Source organism: Pantoea sp. CTOTU46764 (assembly GCF_031974595.1).
Classification (GTDB): domain Bacteria; phylum Pseudomonadota; class Gammaproteobacteria; order Enterobacterales; family Enterobacteriaceae; genus Pantoea; species Pantoea trifolii.
In genome coordinates this window covers 19,288-37,669 of record NZ_DALYOQ010000021.1, presented here as the reverse complement: position 1 = coordinate 37,669, position 18,382 = coordinate 19,288, and the positions used below count along the sequence as shown (strand labels likewise).

General features: G+C 51.7%; 19 protein-coding genes. 14 read left to right on the top strand and 5 right to left on the bottom strand.

Annotated elements, in window-relative coordinates:
- Nucleotides 1–263, bottom strand: a 263-nt coding sequence (locus tag RTM06_RS09880; RefSeq protein ID WP_312181791.1) for an SDR family NAD(P)-dependent oxidoreductase, incomplete at its 3' end; no start/stop codon positions are given.
- A 173-nt stretch (nt 264–436) separates the two neighbouring features.
- Between RTM06_RS09880 and sohB the strand changes: the two genes are divergently transcribed.
- On the top strand, nt 437–1,483 hold the full coding sequence (gene sohB / locus RTM06_RS09875) for a protease SohB (protein WP_312181789.1): 1,047 nt from the start codon (nt 437–439) through the stop codon (nt 1,481–1,483).
- Nucleotides 1,484–1,509: 26 nt separating this feature from the next.
- Here sohB and RTM06_RS09870 read toward each other — a convergent pair whose 3' ends face one another.
- A complete protein-coding gene (locus RTM06_RS09870; RefSeq protein WP_256698412.1) occupies nt 1,510–1,758 on the bottom strand; it encodes a DUF2498 family protein in 249 nt (82 codons plus the stop codon).
- Between the two features lie 370 nt (nt 1,759–2,128).
- Here RTM06_RS09870 and topA point away from each other — a divergent pair, with 370 nt between their 5' ends.
- The 5 genes from topA to acnA all read left to right on the top strand — a co-directional run bounded on the left by topA (nt 2,129) and on the right by acnA (nt 9,854).
- Entirely contained in the window at nt 2,129–4,726 is a 2,598-nt protein-coding gene (gene topA, locus RTM06_RS09865) for a type I DNA topoisomerase (protein ID WP_312181787.1), read from the top strand.
- Between the two features lie 193 nt (nt 4,727–4,919).
- Nucleotides 4,920–5,894: an HTH-type transcriptional regulator CysB gene (gene cysB / locus RTM06_RS09860; protein ID WP_007892425.1), complete on the top strand. Its 975-nt coding sequence runs from the start codon at nt 4,920–4,922 to the stop codon at nt 5,892–5,894.
- Between the two features lie 493 nt (nt 5,895–6,387).
- Nucleotides 6,388–6,546 (top strand): YmiA family putative membrane protein, encoded by a 159-nt coding sequence (locus tag RTM06_RS09855; protein WP_071531660.1) that lies wholly within the window; start codon nt 6,388–6,390, stop codon nt 6,544–6,546.
- Between the two features lie 3 nt (nt 6,547–6,549).
- Nucleotides 6,550–6,729 carry a hypothetical protein gene (locus tag RTM06_RS09850; protein WP_036648922.1) on the top strand — a complete coding sequence of 60 codons (180 nt, stop codon included), beginning with the start codon at nt 6,550–6,552 and terminating at the stop codon, nt 6,727–6,729.
- A gap of 443 nt (nt 6,730–7,172) precedes the next feature.
- Complete coding sequence (gene acnA / locus RTM06_RS09845; RefSeq protein ID WP_312181785.1) at nt 7,173–9,854, top strand: aconitate hydratase AcnA; 2,682 nt, start codon at nt 7,173–7,175, stop codon at nt 9,852–9,854.
- Nucleotides 9,855–9,902: 48 nt separating this feature from the next.
- On the opposite strand, the gene ribA is transcribed toward acnA, so the two are convergent.
- Nucleotides 9,903–10,496: a GTP cyclohydrolase II gene (gene ribA, locus RTM06_RS09840; protein ID WP_008106521.1), complete on the bottom strand. Its 594-nt coding sequence runs from the start codon at nt 10,494–10,496 to the stop codon at nt 9,903–9,905.
- A gap of 229 nt (nt 10,497–10,725) precedes the next feature.
- Here ribA and pgpB point away from each other — a divergent pair, with 229 nt between their 5' ends.
- The 5 genes from pgpB to yciH all read left to right on the top strand — a co-directional run bounded on the left by pgpB (nt 10,726) and on the right by yciH (nt 14,337).
- A complete protein-coding gene (pgpB, locus tag RTM06_RS09835) occupies nt 10,726–11,490 on the top strand; it encodes a phosphatidylglycerophosphatase B (RefSeq protein ID WP_256696556.1) in 765 nt (254 codons plus the stop codon).
- A 127-nt stretch (nt 11,491–11,617) separates the two neighbouring features.
- A complete protein-coding gene (locus RTM06_RS09830; protein WP_256696555.1) occupies nt 11,618–11,923 on the top strand; it encodes a LapA family protein in 306 nt (101 codons plus the stop codon).
- A 6-nt stretch (nt 11,924–11,929) separates the two neighbouring features.
- Nucleotides 11,930–13,099 carry a lipopolysaccharide assembly protein LapB gene (gene lapB, locus RTM06_RS09825; RefSeq protein WP_312181783.1) on the top strand — a complete coding sequence of 390 codons (1,170 nt, stop codon included), beginning with the start codon at nt 11,930–11,932 and terminating at the stop codon, nt 13,097–13,099.
- A 207-nt stretch (nt 13,100–13,306) separates the two neighbouring features.
- On the top strand, nt 13,307–14,014 hold the full coding sequence (gene pyrF, locus RTM06_RS09820; protein WP_265298062.1) for an orotidine-5'-phosphate decarboxylase: 708 nt from the start codon (nt 13,307–13,309) through the stop codon (nt 14,012–14,014).
- Complete coding sequence (gene yciH / locus RTM06_RS09815) at nt 14,014–14,337, top strand: stress response translation initiation inhibitor YciH (protein WP_256696552.1); 324 nt, start codon at nt 14,014–14,016, stop codon at nt 14,335–14,337. The genes pyrF and yciH overlap by 1 nt, the downstream gene beginning before the upstream one ends.
- Nucleotides 14,338–14,406: 69 nt before the next feature.
- On the opposite strand, the gene osmB is transcribed toward yciH, so the two are convergent.
- A complete protein-coding gene (gene osmB, locus RTM06_RS09810; RefSeq protein WP_008106509.1) occupies nt 14,407–14,625 on the bottom strand; it encodes an osmotically-inducible lipoprotein OsmB in 219 nt (72 codons plus the stop codon).
- A 237-nt stretch (nt 14,626–14,862) separates the two neighbouring features.
- On the opposite strand from osmB, the gene araD reads away from it, so the two are divergent.
- From araD to RTM06_RS09795, 3 genes are all read left to right on the top strand, one after another.
- A complete protein-coding gene (gene araD, locus RTM06_RS09805) occupies nt 14,863–15,561 on the top strand; it encodes an L-ribulose-5-phosphate 4-epimerase (RefSeq protein WP_312181778.1) in 699 nt (232 codons plus the stop codon).
- A 231-nt stretch (nt 15,562–15,792) separates the two neighbouring features.
- Nucleotides 15,793–16,776 (top strand): 2-keto-3-deoxygluconate transporter, encoded by a 984-nt coding sequence (gene kdgT, locus RTM06_RS09800; protein ID WP_312181776.1) that lies wholly within the window; start codon nt 15,793–15,795, stop codon nt 16,774–16,776.
- Nucleotides 16,777–16,921: 145 nt separating this feature from the next.
- A complete protein-coding gene (locus tag RTM06_RS09795) occupies nt 16,922–17,788 on the top strand; it encodes a crotonase/enoyl-CoA hydratase family protein (RefSeq protein WP_007892438.1) in 867 nt (288 codons plus the stop codon).
- A gap of 15 nt (nt 17,789–17,803) precedes the next feature.
- On the opposite strand, the gene RTM06_RS09790 is transcribed toward RTM06_RS09795, so the two are convergent.
- On the bottom strand, nt 17,804–18,382 hold a 579-nt coding region (locus tag RTM06_RS09790; protein WP_312181773.1), incomplete at its 5' end, for an EAL domain-containing protein.

Below are 18,382 nucleotides of genomic sequence, written 5' to 3'. Positions count from 1 at the left end.
GAGGCTACTTTCATTAAAGCAAGCTCTCTTGATACCACCGCTTGATCCGTAATATCTTGAACCTTCAACACGTCAATCTGCTTATTTAACTGCTTAATAGCCTGCTCCGTTTTCTGCAGCGTGTCGGCGTTGCGTCCCAACAGGATGACGCGCGCGCCGTAGCGCGCATAGGTCAGCGCCGCTTCACGGCCAATGCCGTCGGAAGCGCCGGTGACGAGAATGATGCGATTTTCCAGCAGATCGCTTTTCGGTTGATAATGCACAGCGATGTCCTTTGCTCGGGTCAGGAGGTTTTTGGCTTTATGCCTGAATTTGCCGCGCGGTGCAATCGCTTAGCCTCGCATTCTGTGCCGCCTGCGGGCATTTCAGGCGACGACAGCGCGTAAAGCGGGTAAACTTGAAGCTGTTGTAATTTACTGTTTAATAAGGCGGCAGAATGGATTTTTTCTCCAGTTACGGATTATTTCTGGCTAAGGCCGTCACCGTGGTGGTGGCGATCGCAGCTATTGTTCTGATTGTGCTCAATGCCGCGCTGCGTAAACGTCACAGCAGCGGGCAGCTGCGTTTGACACATCTTGATGATGATTATCGTGAGATGAAGGAAGATCTGCAGCTCGCCAAAATGAAACCACAGGCGCAAAAAGTGTGGCTCAAGCAGCATAAGAAAGAAGAGAAGCAAAAGGCGAAAGCCGATAAACGCAATGCCAAAGCGGGCGTGAGTGAGACGCTGAAACCCACGCTGTATGTGCTGGAGTTCAAAGGCAGCATGGACGCGAGTGAAGTCACCTCATTGCGTGAAGAGGTCTCTGCGGTGCTGGCGGTAGCGCTGCCGGGCGATGAAGTGCTGCTGCGTCTGGAAAGCCCAGGCGGCGTGGTACACGGCTACGGTTTGGCGGCTTCGCAGCTGCAACGCCTGCGTGATGCCGGCCTGCAATTGACAGCTGTGGTGGATAAAGTCGCTGCCAGCGGCGGGTACATGATGGCTTGCGTGGCGGATCGCATCGTCGCCGCTCCGTTTTCTATTATTGGTTCGATTGGCGTGGTCGCGCAGATCCCTAACTTCAACCGCCTGTTAAAGCGTAACGACATTGACGTTGAGCTGCATACCGCCGGTCAATACAAACGTACCTTAACGCTGTTTGGTGAAAACACCGACGAAGGGCGCGAGAAATTCCAGGAAGATCTCAATGAAACGCATCAGCTGTTTAAGGATTTCGTGCAGCAGATGCGTCCGTCGCTTGATCTGAATAAAGTGGCGACCGGCGAGCACTGGTATGGCCGCCAGGCGCTGGATTTAGGGCTGATCGATGAAATCGGTACCAGCGATGCATTGATTATCAAGCATATGGATCGCTTCACCGTGCTGGGCGTGCATTATGCACGTAAGCGTAAAATGATGGATCGCTTTACGAACAGCGCCAGTCTGGCGGCAGAGCGGTTGATTCTGAAAATTTGGCAGCGCGGCGAGAAGCCGCTGTTGTAACCGAGCCCGGCAATTGCCGGGCTTTTTTATGCAAGATGATATTGAGAGGAGAGTTCGACCGCGAGGTGTTTAAACACATTAAATACCGTGGTGGTTTTGGCGGTGGGCAAGCCTTGATCATCGAGAAAATAGGGCCCGCGAAACACCAAAACCTCACCTTGCTGAATCACATCATTGGCTTCTAATCCGACAAAATAATTGTCGTGCTGCGTGATTATCTGATTAGCTATTTCCAGTAACGCGTGGCGTGAAATAGATTCTGTTGGCACTGATATTTTCCACCTCTTTTTTGACAGCCATTTTTCTCCTTCTATATTACTTGCGAGCTATCGCGTTCAGCAAATCAGCATGGCGTCATAAAACTGGCGCAAAATTAGGCAGAATGCTAATTAAGTTGCGTAACGGATTTTATCAGGTAGAGTGTGGGCGATTCAGCTTTCAGGGAGATCACACCCGGATGAGTGGTTCTGTCAGATGGAAAACTCGCTCCTAATCATAAAGTTGCAGAAGTCGACGCAATCTGACCTGAGATTATCCCTGCTGCCTTGAAATGCGAAATGCTGGCAGCAATATTGAACCCATTGGGTTTTGGGACCTCCAATTCTCTCCCGTTTATCAGGACGTTTCATTTAGGTAAAGGTACATATGGGTAAATCACTCGTAATCGTTGAGTCCCCGGCAAAGGCCAAAACAATCAATAAATACCTCGGTAATGACTACGTGGTGAAATCCAGTGTCGGTCATATCCGTGATTTGCCGACCAGCGGTTCAACTGCCCGTAAAAGTGCCGACGGGGAAAAAGCGAAACCTGGAAAAAAGGTTAAAAAGGATGAGAAAGCCGCACTCGTAAACCGCATGGGCGTTGATCCCTGGCATGGTTGGGAAGCGGATTATCAAATTCTGCCGGGCAAAGAGAAAGTTGTCGCTGAGCTGAAAAACCTGGCTGCCGATGCAGACCACATCTATCTCGCAACCGACCTTGACCGCGAAGGGGAAGCCATTGCCTGGCACCTGCGGGAAGTGATCGGTGGGGACGATAAGCGCTTTAGCCGCGTGGTGTTTAACGAAATCACCAAGAATGCTATTCGTCAGGCGTTTGACAAGCCGGGCGAGCTCAATATTGAACGTGTTAACGCACAGCAAGCGCGCCGCTTTATGGATCGCGTGGTGGGTTACATGGTGTCGCCACTGCTGTGGAAGAAAATTGCTCGTGGCCTGTCAGCCGGTCGCGTTCAGTCGGTTGCTGTGCGTTTGGTAGTTGAGCGCGAGCACGAAATCAAAGCCTTCGTACCAGAAGAGTATTGGGAAATCGATGCTGATTTCGCCACGCCGAAAGGCGCCGATCTGGCTATGCAGGTTACGCATCAGAATGACAAGGCGTTCCGCCCGGTTAATCGTGAGCAAACTCACGCGGCGGTGGCGATTTTGCAGAAAGCGCGTTACGAAGTACTGGATCGTGAAGACAAACCGACCAGCAGCAAGCCTTCTGCACCATTTATTACCTCAACGCTGCAACAGGCGGCGAGTACGCGTTTGAGCTTCGGTGTGAAGAAGACCATGATGATGGCGCAGCGCTTGTATGAAGCGGGCCACATCACCTATATGCGTACCGACTCCACCAACCTGAGCCAGGATGCCGTGGCGATGGCGCGTGGCTATGTTGAGAGCAGCTTCGGTAAAAAGTATCTGCCAGAGGCGCCGAATACCTATGCCAGCAAAGAGAATTCTCAGGAAGCGCACGAAGCGATTCGTCCTTCTGATGTGAATATCGTCGCTGAGCAGCTGAAGGATATGGAAGCTGACGCGCAGAAACTGTATCAGCTGATTTGGCGCCAGTTCGTTGCCTGCCAGATGGTACCGGCTCAGTACGACTCCACCACGCTGACCGTGGGAGCGGCTGAATTCAAATTGAAAGCCAAAGGCCGCACGCTGCGTTTCGATGGCTGGACGCGCGTGATGCCTGCGCTGCGTAAAAATGATGAAGATCTGACGCTGCCGCCGGTGGATGTTGGCGACATGCTGGATCTTAAAGAGCTAATGCCAAGCCAGCACTTCACCAAACCGCCGGCACGCTTCAGTGAAGCGTCACTGGTACGTGAGCTCGAAAAGCGCGGCATTGGTCGTCCATCAACTTACGCCTCGATCATCTCAACCATTCAGGATCGTGGTTACGTGCGTGTTGAGAACCGCCGTTTCTACGCTGAAAAAATGGGTGAAATTGTTACCGACCGACTGGAGTCTAACTTCCGCGAGCTAATGAATTACGATTTCACCGCGCGCATGGAAAATAGCCTCGATCAGGTGGCGAATAATGAAGCCGAATGGAAAGCGGTGCTTGACTCCTTCTTCAGTGATTTCAGCCAGCAGTTAGATGATGCTGAGAAAGATCCGGAAGAGGGCGGCATGCAGCCGAACCAGATGGTGTTGACGTCGATTGACTGTCCAACCTGTAGTCGTCCGATGGGAATTCGCACCGCCAGTACCGGCGTATTCCTCGGTTGCTCGGGTTATGCGTTGCCGCCAAAAGAGCGCTGCAAGCAGACCATCAACCTGATCCCGGAAAATGAAGTGCTCAACGTGCTGGAAGGCGATGATGCTGAAACCAACGCGCTGCGCGCCCGTCGTCGTTGCCAGAAGTGTGGCACCGCGATGGACAGCTATTTGATCGATAACCAGCGCAAGCTGCACGTCTGCGGTAATAACCCAGAGTGCGACGGCTACGAGATCGAGCAGGGCGAATTCCGTATCAAGGGCTACGATGGTCCGATTGTTGAGTGCGAGAAATGTGGTTCTGAGATGCACCTGAAAATGGGTCGCTTCGGTAAGTACATGGCCTGTACCAACGACGAGTGCAAAAATACCCGTAAGATTCTGCGTAACGGTGATGTCGCACCGCCAAAAGAAGATCCGGTGCCGCTGCCAGAACTGCAGTGTGAAAAATCGGATGCCTACTTTGTGTTGCGTGATGGTGCTGCGGGCGTGTTCCTTGCCGCGAATACTTTCCCTAAATCACGTGAAACGCGCGCGCCGCTGGTGGAAGAGCTGCAACGCTTTGCCGACCGTCTGCCAGAGAAGCTGAAATATCTGTCAGAAGCGCCAGCCGCCGACCCGGAAGGGAATAAGACGATGGTGCGTTTCAGTCGCAAAACGAAACAGCAATATGTCTCTTCCGAAAAGGATGGCAAAGCCACCGGCTGGTCAATGTTCTATATTGACGGCAAATGGCAGGAAGCGAAAAAGTAATTCCCCACAAGGCCAGCATCCGCTGGCCTTTCTCTTATCCTTATAGCTAATCGTTCTACATTCTTCCTTTAACTGATATAGTGGTTATAGAACTCTTTTCGTTTCGCTGACTCGCTTTCCCTCCCTCACCGCAATCAAGGCGGAAACACGCCAGCCGGGAATGCACCTCTGTCGCTACCAGGAAGATATAACTATGAAATTGCAGCAGTTGCGTTACATCGTCGAAGTGGTTAATCACAATCTTAATGTCTCATCGACCGCCGAAGGCTTATATACCTCGCAGCCGGGCATCAGTAAGCAAGTCCGTATGTTAGAAGATGAGCTGGGCGTGCAGATATTTGCGCGCAGTGGTAAGCATCTGACGCAAGTAACGCCTGCAGGCGAAGAGATTATTCGGATTGCGCGTGAAGTGCTCTCCAAAGTTGATGCGATTAAATCGGTTGCCGGTGAACATACCTGGCCAGATAAAGGTTCGTTATATGTAGCCACCACACACACGCAAGCGCGTTATGCACTGCCTGGCGTCATTAAAGGCTTTATCGAACGTTATCCACGCGTCTCATTACATATGCATCAGGGGTCGCCCACACAAATAGCTGAGGCGGTTTCAAAGGGGAATGCCGACTTTGCCATTGCCACCGAAGCGCTGCATCTGTATGACGATTTGATCATGCTGCCGTGCTATCACTGGAATCGCGCCATCGTCGTGACGCCCGACCATCCGCTGGCAGGTAAATCGAATGTGACGATCGAAGAGCTGGCGGATTTCCCGCTCGTGACCTACACCTTTGGCTTTACCGGCCGTTCAGAGCTGGATACCGCGTTCAATCGCGCAGGATTAACACCACGCATTGTCTTTACTGCCACGGATGCTGACGTAATTAAGACCTACGTGCGTTTAGGCTTGGGCGTTGGCGTGATTGCCAGCATGGCGGTGGACCCGATTGCAGACCCCGATTTGGTGCGTATTGAAGCATCAGAAATCTTTACGAATAGTACGACCAAGATTGGCTTTAGACGTAGCACCTTCCTGCGCAGTTATATGTATGATTTTATTCAACGTTTTGCACCGCACCTCACGCGTGATGTGGTGGATGCGGCGGTCGCACTGCGCTCCAATGAAGACATTGAAGCCATGTTCCGCGACATCAAATTACCCTTCAAGTAAATTCCTAACTCATTCTTTTGCCAAGGTGTCCAGTGGGCACCTTCGGAATCCCTTAGCGCTTAGCGCCACGAGTACTTCAAAAAAAATCATTATTTTTATGTAAATGAAACATGGGTCACATGTTTTTTCATTGTTATCTATTAAATGCGAATCAGTACACAATTTTTACGATGCTACTTTGCAGCTCGCCAGGAATATTCCCATACTCTAGTTAAGAGTTGATGGAGAAGGGCTTTTTTACTGGGCTGGTAAATTAAACTCAAATTAAGATTGGATCTAATTTGTTGTTAACCCAAATTTACAATGTAATGATTTAATTAATAGTTATGTTGGCAATTAAATTTATCTCATCAATCTTTTGTGTTTTGATAAATAGCGTTAATCGTTGTGCTCAATAAAAATAACTGGATTTTCGGTCTTAACAAGTTTAGGATTCGTCCTAAATCTTAATCGTTGTCATCAATCGTTTTATTGAGAGTGATTATCAAAAACTATGAATACGAGAATAACTGTACAGCCGGGCTTCCGGACTAAAAGCACCAAAGTTGAGCGTACTGGCAACACCCGTCGCAAAGCTTGGATGACTGTCTTCGCTGCTTCAGCATTGTTCTGGGTAGTGGTGGCGTTAATGATTTGGCGTATGTGGGGTTAAGCCATGTGGGCAAATACACTCAGTCGTAAGCATCCGGTTTCAGCGCGTCAGCCGCAAACGCCTGCGTGCAAAGTGAAAGACGTTGTATCCACTGAACCACAAGTGACCATTCCTGTTTCGTGGGAACTCAGTGAGAATCAGCGTAACTTTATTGAATCCTTCATGGATATGAAGTCCAAATAACGCGGTATGCGTTCTGTTCCATATTTAGACATTGAGTCCCTCTTTTACCGGATTATCCGGTGGGCAATTTATAAGCCCGTCCTTTAACACTCAGCATTAAAAAAACGGTGTCATCAGTACAACGCTGAAGACGGTGGACTTTTTTTGCCCGGAATCCGGGAGGGAGTGAATGATGAACATTAATACAACGACATTATCCTGGGTGAGCGTATATACCTTTTCCCTGGCTTTTTGGGCTGCCGCCTTTTGGGCGATGATTTAAGCACTAACTCAAATTAAACTGAATTATGTAAATGCCCTGATAAACGTCGGGGCATTTTTCATTGTGCTTTAATGTGTCAATTCGTGTTGTTATCAAAACGTTAACGGTAATGTGGTCTATCTTTAAGTTAAACCTTGCAGTCACTGAGGTTTAAAAAGAGATTCACATACATGGAGGCGCTATGTCGTTAACGTTACGCGAGCAGAGTCAGGACATGCTTGATGTTCGGGCAAAAAAATATCATTACTACAGCTTGCCCAAAGCAGCTCAGCAATTGGGCAATATTGATCGCTTGCCCAAGTCGATGAAAGTCCTGCTGGAAAACCTATTACGCTGGCAGGATGGTGATTCTGTCACGCTGGAAGATATTGAAGCGTTGGTCGCCTGGCAAAAAGATGCTCACGCCGAGCGTGAGATTGCCTATCGTCCGGCGCGTGTATTAATGCAAGATTTTACCGGCGTGCCGGCGGTGGTGGATTTGGCCGCCATGCGCGAAGCGGTGAAACGCCTTGGCGGCGATGTCGCCAAAGTCAATCCCTTATCCCCCGTTGATCTGGTCATCGACCACTCTGTCACCGTGGACCATTTCGGTGATGACAAAGCCTTTGGTGAAAATGTGCATCTGGAAATGGAGCGCAACCATGAGCGCTACGTTTTCCTGCGCTGGGGACAAAAAGCCTTCAATCGATTCCGCGTCGTGCCGCCGGGCACCGGGATTTGTCATCAGGTCAATCTGGAATATCTCGGTAAATCTGTCTGGCATGAGACGCTGAATGGGCAAGAGATTGCTTATCCCGATACGCTGGTGGGCACCGATTCGCATACAACTATGATCAATGCGCTCGGCGTTTTGGGTTGGGGCGTAGGCGGAATTGAGGCTGAAGCGGCGATGCTTGGCCAGCCGGTCTCGATGCTAATTCCTGACGTAGTTGGTTTCAAACTCACCGGTAAACTGCGTCCCGGTATTACCGCAACGGATTTAGTGCTAACCGTCACGCAGATGCTGCGTAAACACGGCGTGGTAGGTAAATTCGTTGAGTTTTACGGTGATGGATTAGCGGACTTGCCGCTGGCCGATCGCGCCACCATCGCCAACATGGCACCAGAATATGGCGCGACCTGCGGCTTTTTCCCAGTCGATGATGTCACCCTAAGTTATATGACGCTCACTGGCCGCGATGCGGAGCAGGTTGAACTGGTTGAGGCTTATGCCAAGCAACAAGGTATGTGGCGCAATGCGGGCGATGAACCGGTGTTCACCAGCTCGTTAGCGCTGGACATGGGTGATGTTGAATCCAGCCTTGCCGGACCAAAACGCCCACAGGATCGCGTATCGCTGGGCGATGTTCCTTCAGCCTTTGATGCCAGCAATGAACTGGAAGTCAATCAGGCGCAAAAACCGCATAAAACGGTCAGCTATCGCGATAGCGAAACTGGAGAAAGCTATCAGTTGGATGACGGTGCAGTAGTGATCTCGGCGATTACCTCTTGTACTAATACCTCGAATCCTAGCGTGCTGATGGCTGCCGGTTTGCTGGCGAAGAAAGCCGTGGAACGCGGCCTAATGCGCAAGCCGTGGGTTAAAGCCTCGCTGGCGCCTGGTTCTAAAGTGGTTTCTGACTATCTCGCTGTGGCCCAACTCACACCTTATCTGGATGAATTAGGGTTTAATTTGGTCGGTTACGGTTGTACCACTTGTATCGGCAACTCCGGTCCGTTACCGGATGCGATAGAAAGTGCGATTAAAGAGGGTGATCTCACGGTTGCCGCCGTGCTTTCGGGTAACCGCAACTTCGAAGGCCGCATTCATCCGTTGATTAAAACCAATTGGCTGGCTTCGCCGCCGCTGGTAGTGGCTTATGCCTTAGCGGGTAACATGAAGATCAATCTGCAATCTGATCCGATCGGTCAGGATCGACAGGGCAACGATGTTTTCCTTAAGGACATCTGGCCTTCACCGGAAGAAATTGCAGAAGCAGTGCAGAAAGTGACCAGCGAAATGTTCCATAAAGAGTATGCCGAGGTATTTGACGGCACGCCGGAGTGGCAGCAGATCAAAGTCAGCGAAGCGGCAACTTATGATTGGGATGGCGATTCTACTTATATTCGCCTGTCGCCATTCTTTGACGATATGGAGAAAACGCCGAAGCCGGTGCAGGATATCAAAGGCGCGCGCATTCTGGCGATGCTGGGTGATTCCGTCACCACCGACCATATTTCTCCGGCGGGTAGCATCAAAGCGGAAAGTCCAGCCGGACGCTATTTACTCTCACACGGCGTTGAGCGCACCGATTTCAACTCCTATGGTTCGCGTCGTGGCAACCACGAAGTGATGATGCGCGGCACTTTCGCCAATATCCGTATTCGCAACGAAATGGTGCCGGGCGTGGAGGGCGGTTATACCAAACACTTCCCGTCTAACGAGCAGCTGGCGATTTACGATGCGGCGATGAAGTATCAGCAGGAAGGCGTGCCGTTAGCAGTCATTGCCGGTAAAGAGTACGGTTCCGGTTCCAGTCGTGACTGGGCAGCAAAAGGGCCGCGCTTACAAGGCGTGCGCGTGGTTATTTCCGAATCCTTTGAGCGTATTCACCGCTCTAATCTCATTGGTATGGGGATTCTGCCGCTCGAGTTTCCGGCTGGCGTGACGCGCAAAACGCTGCAGCTAACCGGTGAAGAGTTTATTGATGTGGCGAACCTGTCACAGCTTAAACCGGGTGGCACTGTAAATGTGACGCTGACGCGCGCGGATGGCAGCAAAGAGACGCTGGAAACGCGTTGCCGTATCGATACGGGTAACGAATTAACCTACTATCAGAACGACGGCATTTTGCATTACGTGATCCGCAATATGCTGAACTAAAAGAAAAAGCCGGGAATTCCCGGCTTTTTTATCTGCTTTAAAATCCGCTTAAGACTTCGGCAGCAAATGACCCATTTTCTCGGCTTTCGTATCGAGATAGTGCGCGTTTTTCGGGTTACGCCCGACAACCAACGGCACGCGTTCAACGATATTGATACCGGCTTCGGTCAGGATCTCAACTTTGCGTGGATTGTTCGTCAGCAAGCGCACTTCATTGACGCCTAACAGTTTGAACATATCCGCACACAGCGTGAAGTCACGCTCATCAGCGGCGAAACCGAGCTGATGGTTGGCTTCGACAGTGTCGTAACCTTTATCCTGCAACGCATAAGCACGGATTTTATTCAGCAAACCGATGTTGCGTCCTTCCTGACGGTGATACATCAGGATGCCACGACCTTCTTCCGCAATCGCGGTTAACGCGGCTTCCAGCTGGAAGCCGCAGTCACAGCGCAAGCTGAACAGGGCATCGCCAGTTAAACATTCGGAATGGACGCGCGCCAGCACCGGATTGTGATCGCTAATATCACCATAAACCAGCGCGACATGGTCGTGGCCGGTTGCCAGTTCTTCAAAACCAACCATCAGGAAATCTCCCCATGGCGTGGGCAGTTTGGCTTCTGCTACCCGTTTAAGCTGCATGTGACTCTCCAGAACCTTCAGAGGATGCACTATCATCATGATAGTGCACAGGCCAGTGTGGCCCGATGAAACTTACGCTATTGTGCCACAACCCGAACGGCTGCCGTTAATCGGTCAGAGTGATTGTAGTGATAAAGCACAATTATCCAAGCTGCAATAGGTATGTTATTCTTTTTTCAGCTAAAGTTATGTGCAACGCACGTATCAATGCGGATCTAAAAGGAAGCGAATGTTAAAAATCATTCAGCGCACCACCTTAGGGGCGTTTTTATTGTTGTTGATGCCGTTGGGCGTTTGGATATCTAACTGGCAATGGCAACCAGGGGAAAGTGGCAATCTACTTCGCGTGCTGTTTTGGATGACAGAAACCGTCACCAATCCGTGGGGCATTCTCACCAGTATCATCCTCAGCGCCTGGGTGTTGTGGTGTTTACGCTTTCGGCTTAAACCCGCGATTCTGCTCATCCTCATTATGAACGGCGCAATTCTTGCCGGTCAGTACACCAAATCAACAATTAAAGAGCAGGTGCAGGAACCGCGCCCGTACGTCATCTGGCTGGAAAAAAGTCATGGTATTAACGGTGATGAGTTTTATCAGCTACATCGCCAGCAGCGCGGCGAAATGGTTTCAACTTTGCTGGCCAACGATACTCAGCTGCCGCAATGGCTGAAGAACCACTGGGCGTTTGAAACCGGCTATGCGTTTCCTTCCGGGCACACCATGTTTGCCGCCAGCTGGGCGTTATTGGCGATTGGGTTATTATGGCCGCGCCGCCATTTCGCCACGGTTGCCGTGTTATTCGTTTGGGCGACCGCGGTGATGGGCAGCCGTTTAGCGTTAGGCATGCACTGGCCGCGTGATTTAGTGATGGCAACGCTGATTTCCTGGTTGTTGGTCACCATTGCCACTTTACTTGCGCAGCGTTTCTGCGGCCCGCTCACCATCCCGCCAGAAGAGCATCGTGAGATCGCGCAGCGTGATGATGGATTGTAATTACGCTATTCGTCCCCATATGATTGATTGTGCTTGCAGAAAAAAGCGCTAACTGATGTGGGGATAAGCAGCATCGACGGCGGTTTTTTGGCATACTTCTTTGGATAACCTCTCGACAGGACGCATTGTGAAATATTTGCTTATTTTTCTCGTGGTATTGGTCATTTTCATCATCTCCGTCACGCTCGGAGCGCATAACGACCAAGTCATCACCTTTAACTATCTGCTAGCGCAGGGCGAATTCCGCATTTCAACACTGCTCGCCAGCTTGTTTGGCGCTGGATTCCTGCTGGGATGGGCAATTTGTGGCCTGTTCTGGTTACGCTTACGGGTTTCGCTGGCTAACGCGCAGCGTAAACTTAAACGTATGCAGGCACAAAATGAACAATCAACCGCAGTGACCCCATCACCAACTGCCAGCCGTCGGGATTAATTTTCGATGCTTGAATTGCTGTTTCTGCTTCTTCCTGTTGCTGCGGCGTATGGCTGGTATATGGGCCGCCGCAGTGCACATCAGGATAAGCAACAGGAAGCGAACCGCCTGTCGCGCGATTATGTGACCGGGGTAAACTTCCTGCTCTCCAATCAACAGGACAAGGCAGTTGATCTCTTTCTCGACATGTTGAAAGAGGACAGCGGCACGGTTGAAGCGCATCTGACACTCGGCAACCTGTTCCGTTCGCGCGGTGAAGTTGATCGCGCCATTCGCATTCACCAATCCCTGATGGAGAGCGCATCGCTCAGCTACGAGCAGCGCTTACTGGCGATCCAGCAACTCGGCCGAGATTACATGGCAGCGGGATTGTACGACCGTGCCGAAGATATGTTTGGGCAACTGGTGGAAGAGACCGATTTCCGCATCGGCGCGCTCCAGCAATTGTTGTTAATTCATCAGGCAACCAGCGACTGGCAAAAAGCCATCGAAGTGGCGGAAAAGCTGGTTAAGCTCGGCAAAGACAAACAGAAAGGCGAAATTGCCCATTTCTACTGTGAATTAGCGTTGCAGGCATTAAGTAGCGACGACCTCGATCGGGCGATGAGTTTGTTGAAAAAGGGCGAGTCAGCCGATCATCAAAGTGCGCGCGTCTCTATCATGATGGGGCGCATTTTTATGGAGCAGGGCGAGTATGCGAAAGCCGCCAGCCGACTGCAGCGCGTGCTGGAGCAGGATAAAGAGCTGGTGAGTGAAACCTTACCGATGCTGGAAACCTGCTATCAGCGCCTGAACCAACCCGAAAACTGGGCGCAATTTTTACAGCGCTGTGTCGATGAAAATACCGGCGCCGCAGCAGAGCTTTATCTCTCCGATATTCTCGAGCAGCAGCAGGGCCCCGAAGCGGCGCAGCTATATATCAATCGCCAGCTCCAGCGCCATCCAACCATGCGCGTGTTCCATCGTTTGATGGACTTCCACTTACACGAAGCGGAAGACGGGCGCGCGAAAGAGAGCTTGATGGTGCTGCGAGACATGGTTGGCGAGCAAATCCGCACTAAGCCGCGTTATCGGTGCCAAAAGTGTGGCTTCACTGCACATGCACTTTACTGGCATTGCCCATCTTGTCGCGCCTGGTCTTCGGTTAAACCTATTCGCGGACTTGACGGCCAATAAATGGGCGTATGTTAAATCTATCCAAAGCTTATTAGTTACAACATACTATTATGTTTAATACTAACACTCCTTCAGCATCGTGCAGCAAGCGGTCGAACAGGCAAGTTCTGGCGGCAGCGTGATTGTCGGCACCGGCCTGCGCAGGTAGAATGCTTGCCGTTTGTCCATCGCGCCTGCGCTGCGGGTGCCTGTCACTGAGGAAACGTTATGCCTGTAACCACTTCACCTATTCTGGTGGCACTCGACTATCATGATCTCAACAGCGCGCTGCAGTTTGTAGACCGCATCGATCCAAGCCAGTGTCGGCTGAAAGTAGGCAAAGAGATGTTCACGCTGTTTGGTCCATCGCTGGTGAAAACGCTGCAGGAACGTGGTTTTGACGTGTTCCTCGATCTCAAGTTTCATGACATCCCAAACACCACCGCACATGCAGTCGCGGCAGCGGCCGATCTTGGGGTGTGGATGGTGAACGTGCACGCCAGCGGTGGCGCACGCATGATGAATGCGGCACGTGAAGCACTGGTGCCATTTGGTAAAGATGCACCGCTGCTGATTGCGGTCACCGTGTTGACCAGCATGGATGAGGACGATCTGAAAGGTTTGGGCATTACCTTGTCTCCAGCTGAGCAGGCTGAACGATTGGCGCGTTTAACGCGCGATTGCGGCCTGCACGGCGTGGTTTGCTCGGCGCAGGAAGCCGTGCACTTTAAGCAGGTGATTGGTCAGGATTTCGCGCTGGTTACCCCAGGTATTCGTCCGGCTGGCAGCGATGCGGGCGATCAGCGCCGTATCATGACGCCGCAGCAGGCTAAACTCGCGGGTGTAGATTATATGGTCATCGGGCGTCCGATCACCCAATCCGCCGATCCGGCCGCCACGCTGCAGCAAATCCTGCAAAGTTTACAGGAGGCTTAATGGCTCAGGACAATCGATTGGTGTATTCGACCGACAGCGGACGAATCACCCATGAAGAAGAGAAAGCGCCGCGTCCCAAAGGCGATGGTATCGTGCGTATTCAGCGCCAAACCAGCGGACGCAAAGGGAAGGGCGTGTGTCTGATCACCGGCATCGATCTGGATGATGGCGCGCTCGAAAAACTGGCCGCTGAACTAAAGAAAAAGTGTGGTTGTGGCGGGGCAGTTAAAGAGGGCGTGATTGAGATTCAGGGCGATAAACGCGACCTGATTAAAACGCTGCTGGAAGCCAAAGGCATGAAAGTCAAACTGGCTGGCGGTTGAAACAGTTCGGGCCACCTATTCGGTGGCCCGTTGTTAAGTAGATGCGCTGCGTAGCCTGATAATTATATTTTATTTGCTGATCTGGTGGCCGATGATGCCGCCGACAGCTGCGCCGCCAACGGTACCGAGTCCGCTACCGTTGGTCAGTACTGAACCACCAATGGCACCGGCGCCCGCACCGATTGCGGTATTACGGTCGCGTTTAGACCAGTTTGAACAGCCGCTCAGCGCGACAACTAAAGTTGTTGCCAGCACGGCAGCAGTAAGACGTTTCATTGTTGTAGTCATTAACTTCTCCTTGATTGTTATCACTGCGGTAACGGTATAAGTATAGATGTTACGTCGCACTCGGCAGGGTAAAACGGTCCTAAAATGCGAATTTGCAAGCCTTAATCATCAAAACCAACCCGCGCCACACATTTAACGCTTTAGCGACTTTCCGCAGCTTTTACAGCCATTCCTTCCATAACGCTTTTCCTCACCGCTCCGCACAATTCAGCTATCACAGTTTGCAGGAGAAAAAAGATGCTGGAAGCGTTAAAGCAGCAGGTGCTGGAAGCCAATCTCGATCTACCCCGTTACAACCTGGTCACTTTTACCTGGGGCAATGTCAGTGCGGTGGACCGCGATCGCGGTTTATTGGTGATTAAGCCGTCGGGCGTGAAGTACGAACAGATGCAGCGTGACGATATGGTGGTTGTCGATCTCGCCAGCGGTGAGGTGATTGAAGGTAACATGCGCCCGTCATCGGATACCGCTACGCACCGCGCGCTCTATCTCGCATGGCCAGAGATCGGCGGCATTGTGCATACACACTCGCGGCATGCCACCATTTGGGCGCAGGCTGGACGCGAAATCATCGCGTTGGGTACCACGCACGCCGATGATTTCTACGGCACCATTCCTTGTACACGTCAGATGAAGCGTGAAGAGATTGAGCAGGAATACGAGTGGAACACCGGGCAGGTGATCATTGAAACTTTTGCGCAGCGCGTAATTGAGCCAACAGCGATTCCCGCCGTGCTGGTCAATTCCCACGGCCCCTTTGCCTGGGGCAAAGATGCGCATGCTGCGGTACACAGTGCCGTGGTATTAGAAGAAGTAGCCTACATGGCGCTGCATACCGAGCAGCTGCGCACTGAGTTACCGCCGATCTCACAAACCTTGCTGGATCTTCACTACTTGCGCAAGCACGGTAAAAATGCGTGGTATGGGCAGAATTAAGGCTGATTCAGATTCATAGGCGCCTGCAGGCGCCTTTCTTTTTGCAATCAATCATCTGGTATGGCGATGCGCATCATAAATACAAAATGATCAGTCAATAAAAATAAAACAGCGTTTCATAAATGCATTTGCGATCACTTTTTTCCTTTCAGCCAATCGTTATCTTGCTCGCCATGCCATCTGGCAATTCATAAAAACACCTCCCTCTGGCTCAGTTAAGGTGACACCCCTATGCATATCAAACGTGCAATCGATAAAATTCCCGGCGGCATGATGTTGATTCCGCTGTTTTTGGGCGCGTTATGCCATACGTTCTCTCCTGGCGCAGGTAAATACTTTGGTTCATTCACCAATGGGTTGATGACCGGCACCGTACCGATCCTCGCGGTGTGGTTCTTCTGCATGGGCGCATCCATCAAACTCAGTGCCACCGGCACGGTGCTACGTAAATCGGGCACGCTGGTGCTCACCAAAATTGCAGTGGCGTGGGTTGTCGCGGCGATTGCATCGCGTGTGATGCCGGAAAACGGCGTGGAAGTGGGCATGTTTGCCGGACTCTCCACGCTGGCGTTAGTGGCGGCGATGGATATGACCAACGGCGGCTTATACGCTTCCATCATGCAGCAGTACGGTTCGAAAGAAGAAGCCGGTGCGTTCGTCTTGATGTCGCTGGAGTCGGGGCCGCTGATGACGATGGTGATCCTTGGCACCGCTGGCATCGCCTCATTCGAGCCGCATGTCTTCGTGGGCGCAGTGCTGCCGTTTGTCGTTGGATTTGCGCTCGGTAATCTCGATCCCGAGCTACGCGAGTTCTTTGGCAAAGCGGTACACACGCTGATTCCGTTCTTTGCTTTCGCATTGGGCAACACCATTGATTTGACCGTCATCGCGCAAACTGGCCTGCTGGGAATCATACTTGGCGTCGCAGTGATCATTGTGACCGGCATTCCGCTGATTATTGCCGATCGCTTGATTGGCGGTGGCGATGGCACGGCGGGGATTGCGGCATCCAGCACCGCTGGCGCTGCGGTGGCTACGCCAGTATTGATTGCCGAGATGCTGCCACAGTTTAAACCGGTCGCACCGGCTGCCACGGCGTTGGTCGCCACTTCTGTCATTGTCACGTCTGTCATTGTGCCAATCATTACGGCGGTTTATTCACGACGCGTTAAGCGTTCTCATGTTGCCGTGGGGCAACGCGCAGCCATCAAGTAAGCCCGCTAATGCTTCCCCGGCCGCTGGTCGGGGATATCTCTGGATTTTGCTTTATAAATCAATCTCTCATTTGGTCTGGCCTCACTCTGGATTACGCTGATGTGGCGTTTAACGCACTACATAAACATAAACAGAGGATGAGACAATGACAGTAATTAACCAACCGACATGCAGACTGTTCACCGAAGTTGGACAAACCACACAGCTCGCCGCCTACTATGAAGAGGGCCGACGTACCATGTGGATGATGCTGCGTGCGCAACCCCGTCCGAGTTTCAACCACGAATTAATTGAGGAGATCATGAACCTGAGCTATTCCGCTCAGCGTTCTGGTCTGCCGATTGATTTCTGGGTGACGGGATCGTTAGTGCCACAGATGTTTAACGCCGGAGGCGATTTGCGTTTCTTCGTGGAGTGCATTCGTAACAACCGTCGTGAAGCACTGCGCGCTTATGCACGTGCCTGTGTTGACTGCATCCACTCCGCAGCACGGGGTTTCGATACCGGAGCGGTCACGCTGGCGATGATTGAGGGCAGTGCGCTCGGTGGCGGCTTTGAAGCGGCGCTGGCGCATCACTTCATTCTGGCGCAGAACAGCGCGCGCATGGGCTTCCCGGAGATCGCATTCAACTTGTTCCCCGGCATGGGCGGCTACTCGTTAGTGGCACGTCGCTCTGGCATGAAGCTGGCCGAAGAGCTGATTATGGAAGGCGAGTCACACAGCGCGGAGTGGTATGAAACACGTGGTCTGGTCGACAAAGTGTTCCAGCCGGGCGATGGTTATCGCACCACACGGACCTTTATCGATACGTTACGTCCAAAGCTCAACGGCGTGCGTGCGATGCTGAAAGCGCGTCAGCGCGTGTTGCAGTTATCACGCGCCGAGCTGATGGATATCACCGAGGATTGGGTTGATTATGCCTTCACACTGGAACCGAAAGACATTGCTTACATGGAACGACTGGTACAACTGCAGAACCGTCATAGCGCATCCTTGCGCAAAGCCGGCTAATCTCGCAAACCAGCGTTAAACGCGGGCAGGATGCTTAGCCAGCCAATGCCCGAGCTCTTCTGCGGGCATTGGTTTTGCATAATAATAACCCTGACGCCCATCGACACCATTGGCCATAACAAACTTTTCTTCGGCTTTCGTTTCAATGCCTTCGGCAATCACCTGCAGCTTTAAGGCTTTGGCAACGGCGACAATTGCACGGACCAGCGACTGCGCAACAGGTTGCTTATTGATATTACGCACAAAACTCTGGTCCAGTTTAATGGCGTCAATCGGGACGCGCGCCAACTGGGAAAGAGAGGAGTAACCGGTACCAAAATCATCAAGATGCACTTGCGCGCCCAGTTCCTGAAACTGCTTCATCAGCATTAGCGCGCCAGCTTCATTCTCAATCAAGCAGCTTTCCGTCAGTTCGATATCAATCGGACAATCGGTCAAACCGGCCTCATTCAAAGCATGTTTCAGGTCGGTATAGATACTCTGGTCAATCAGCTGTTTAGCTGAGACGTTCACTGCGACGCGCAGATAGATGCCTTCGCTACGCCACTTGATGATCTGCTGTAACACATTCAGCATCACCCAGCGGCCCAAAGG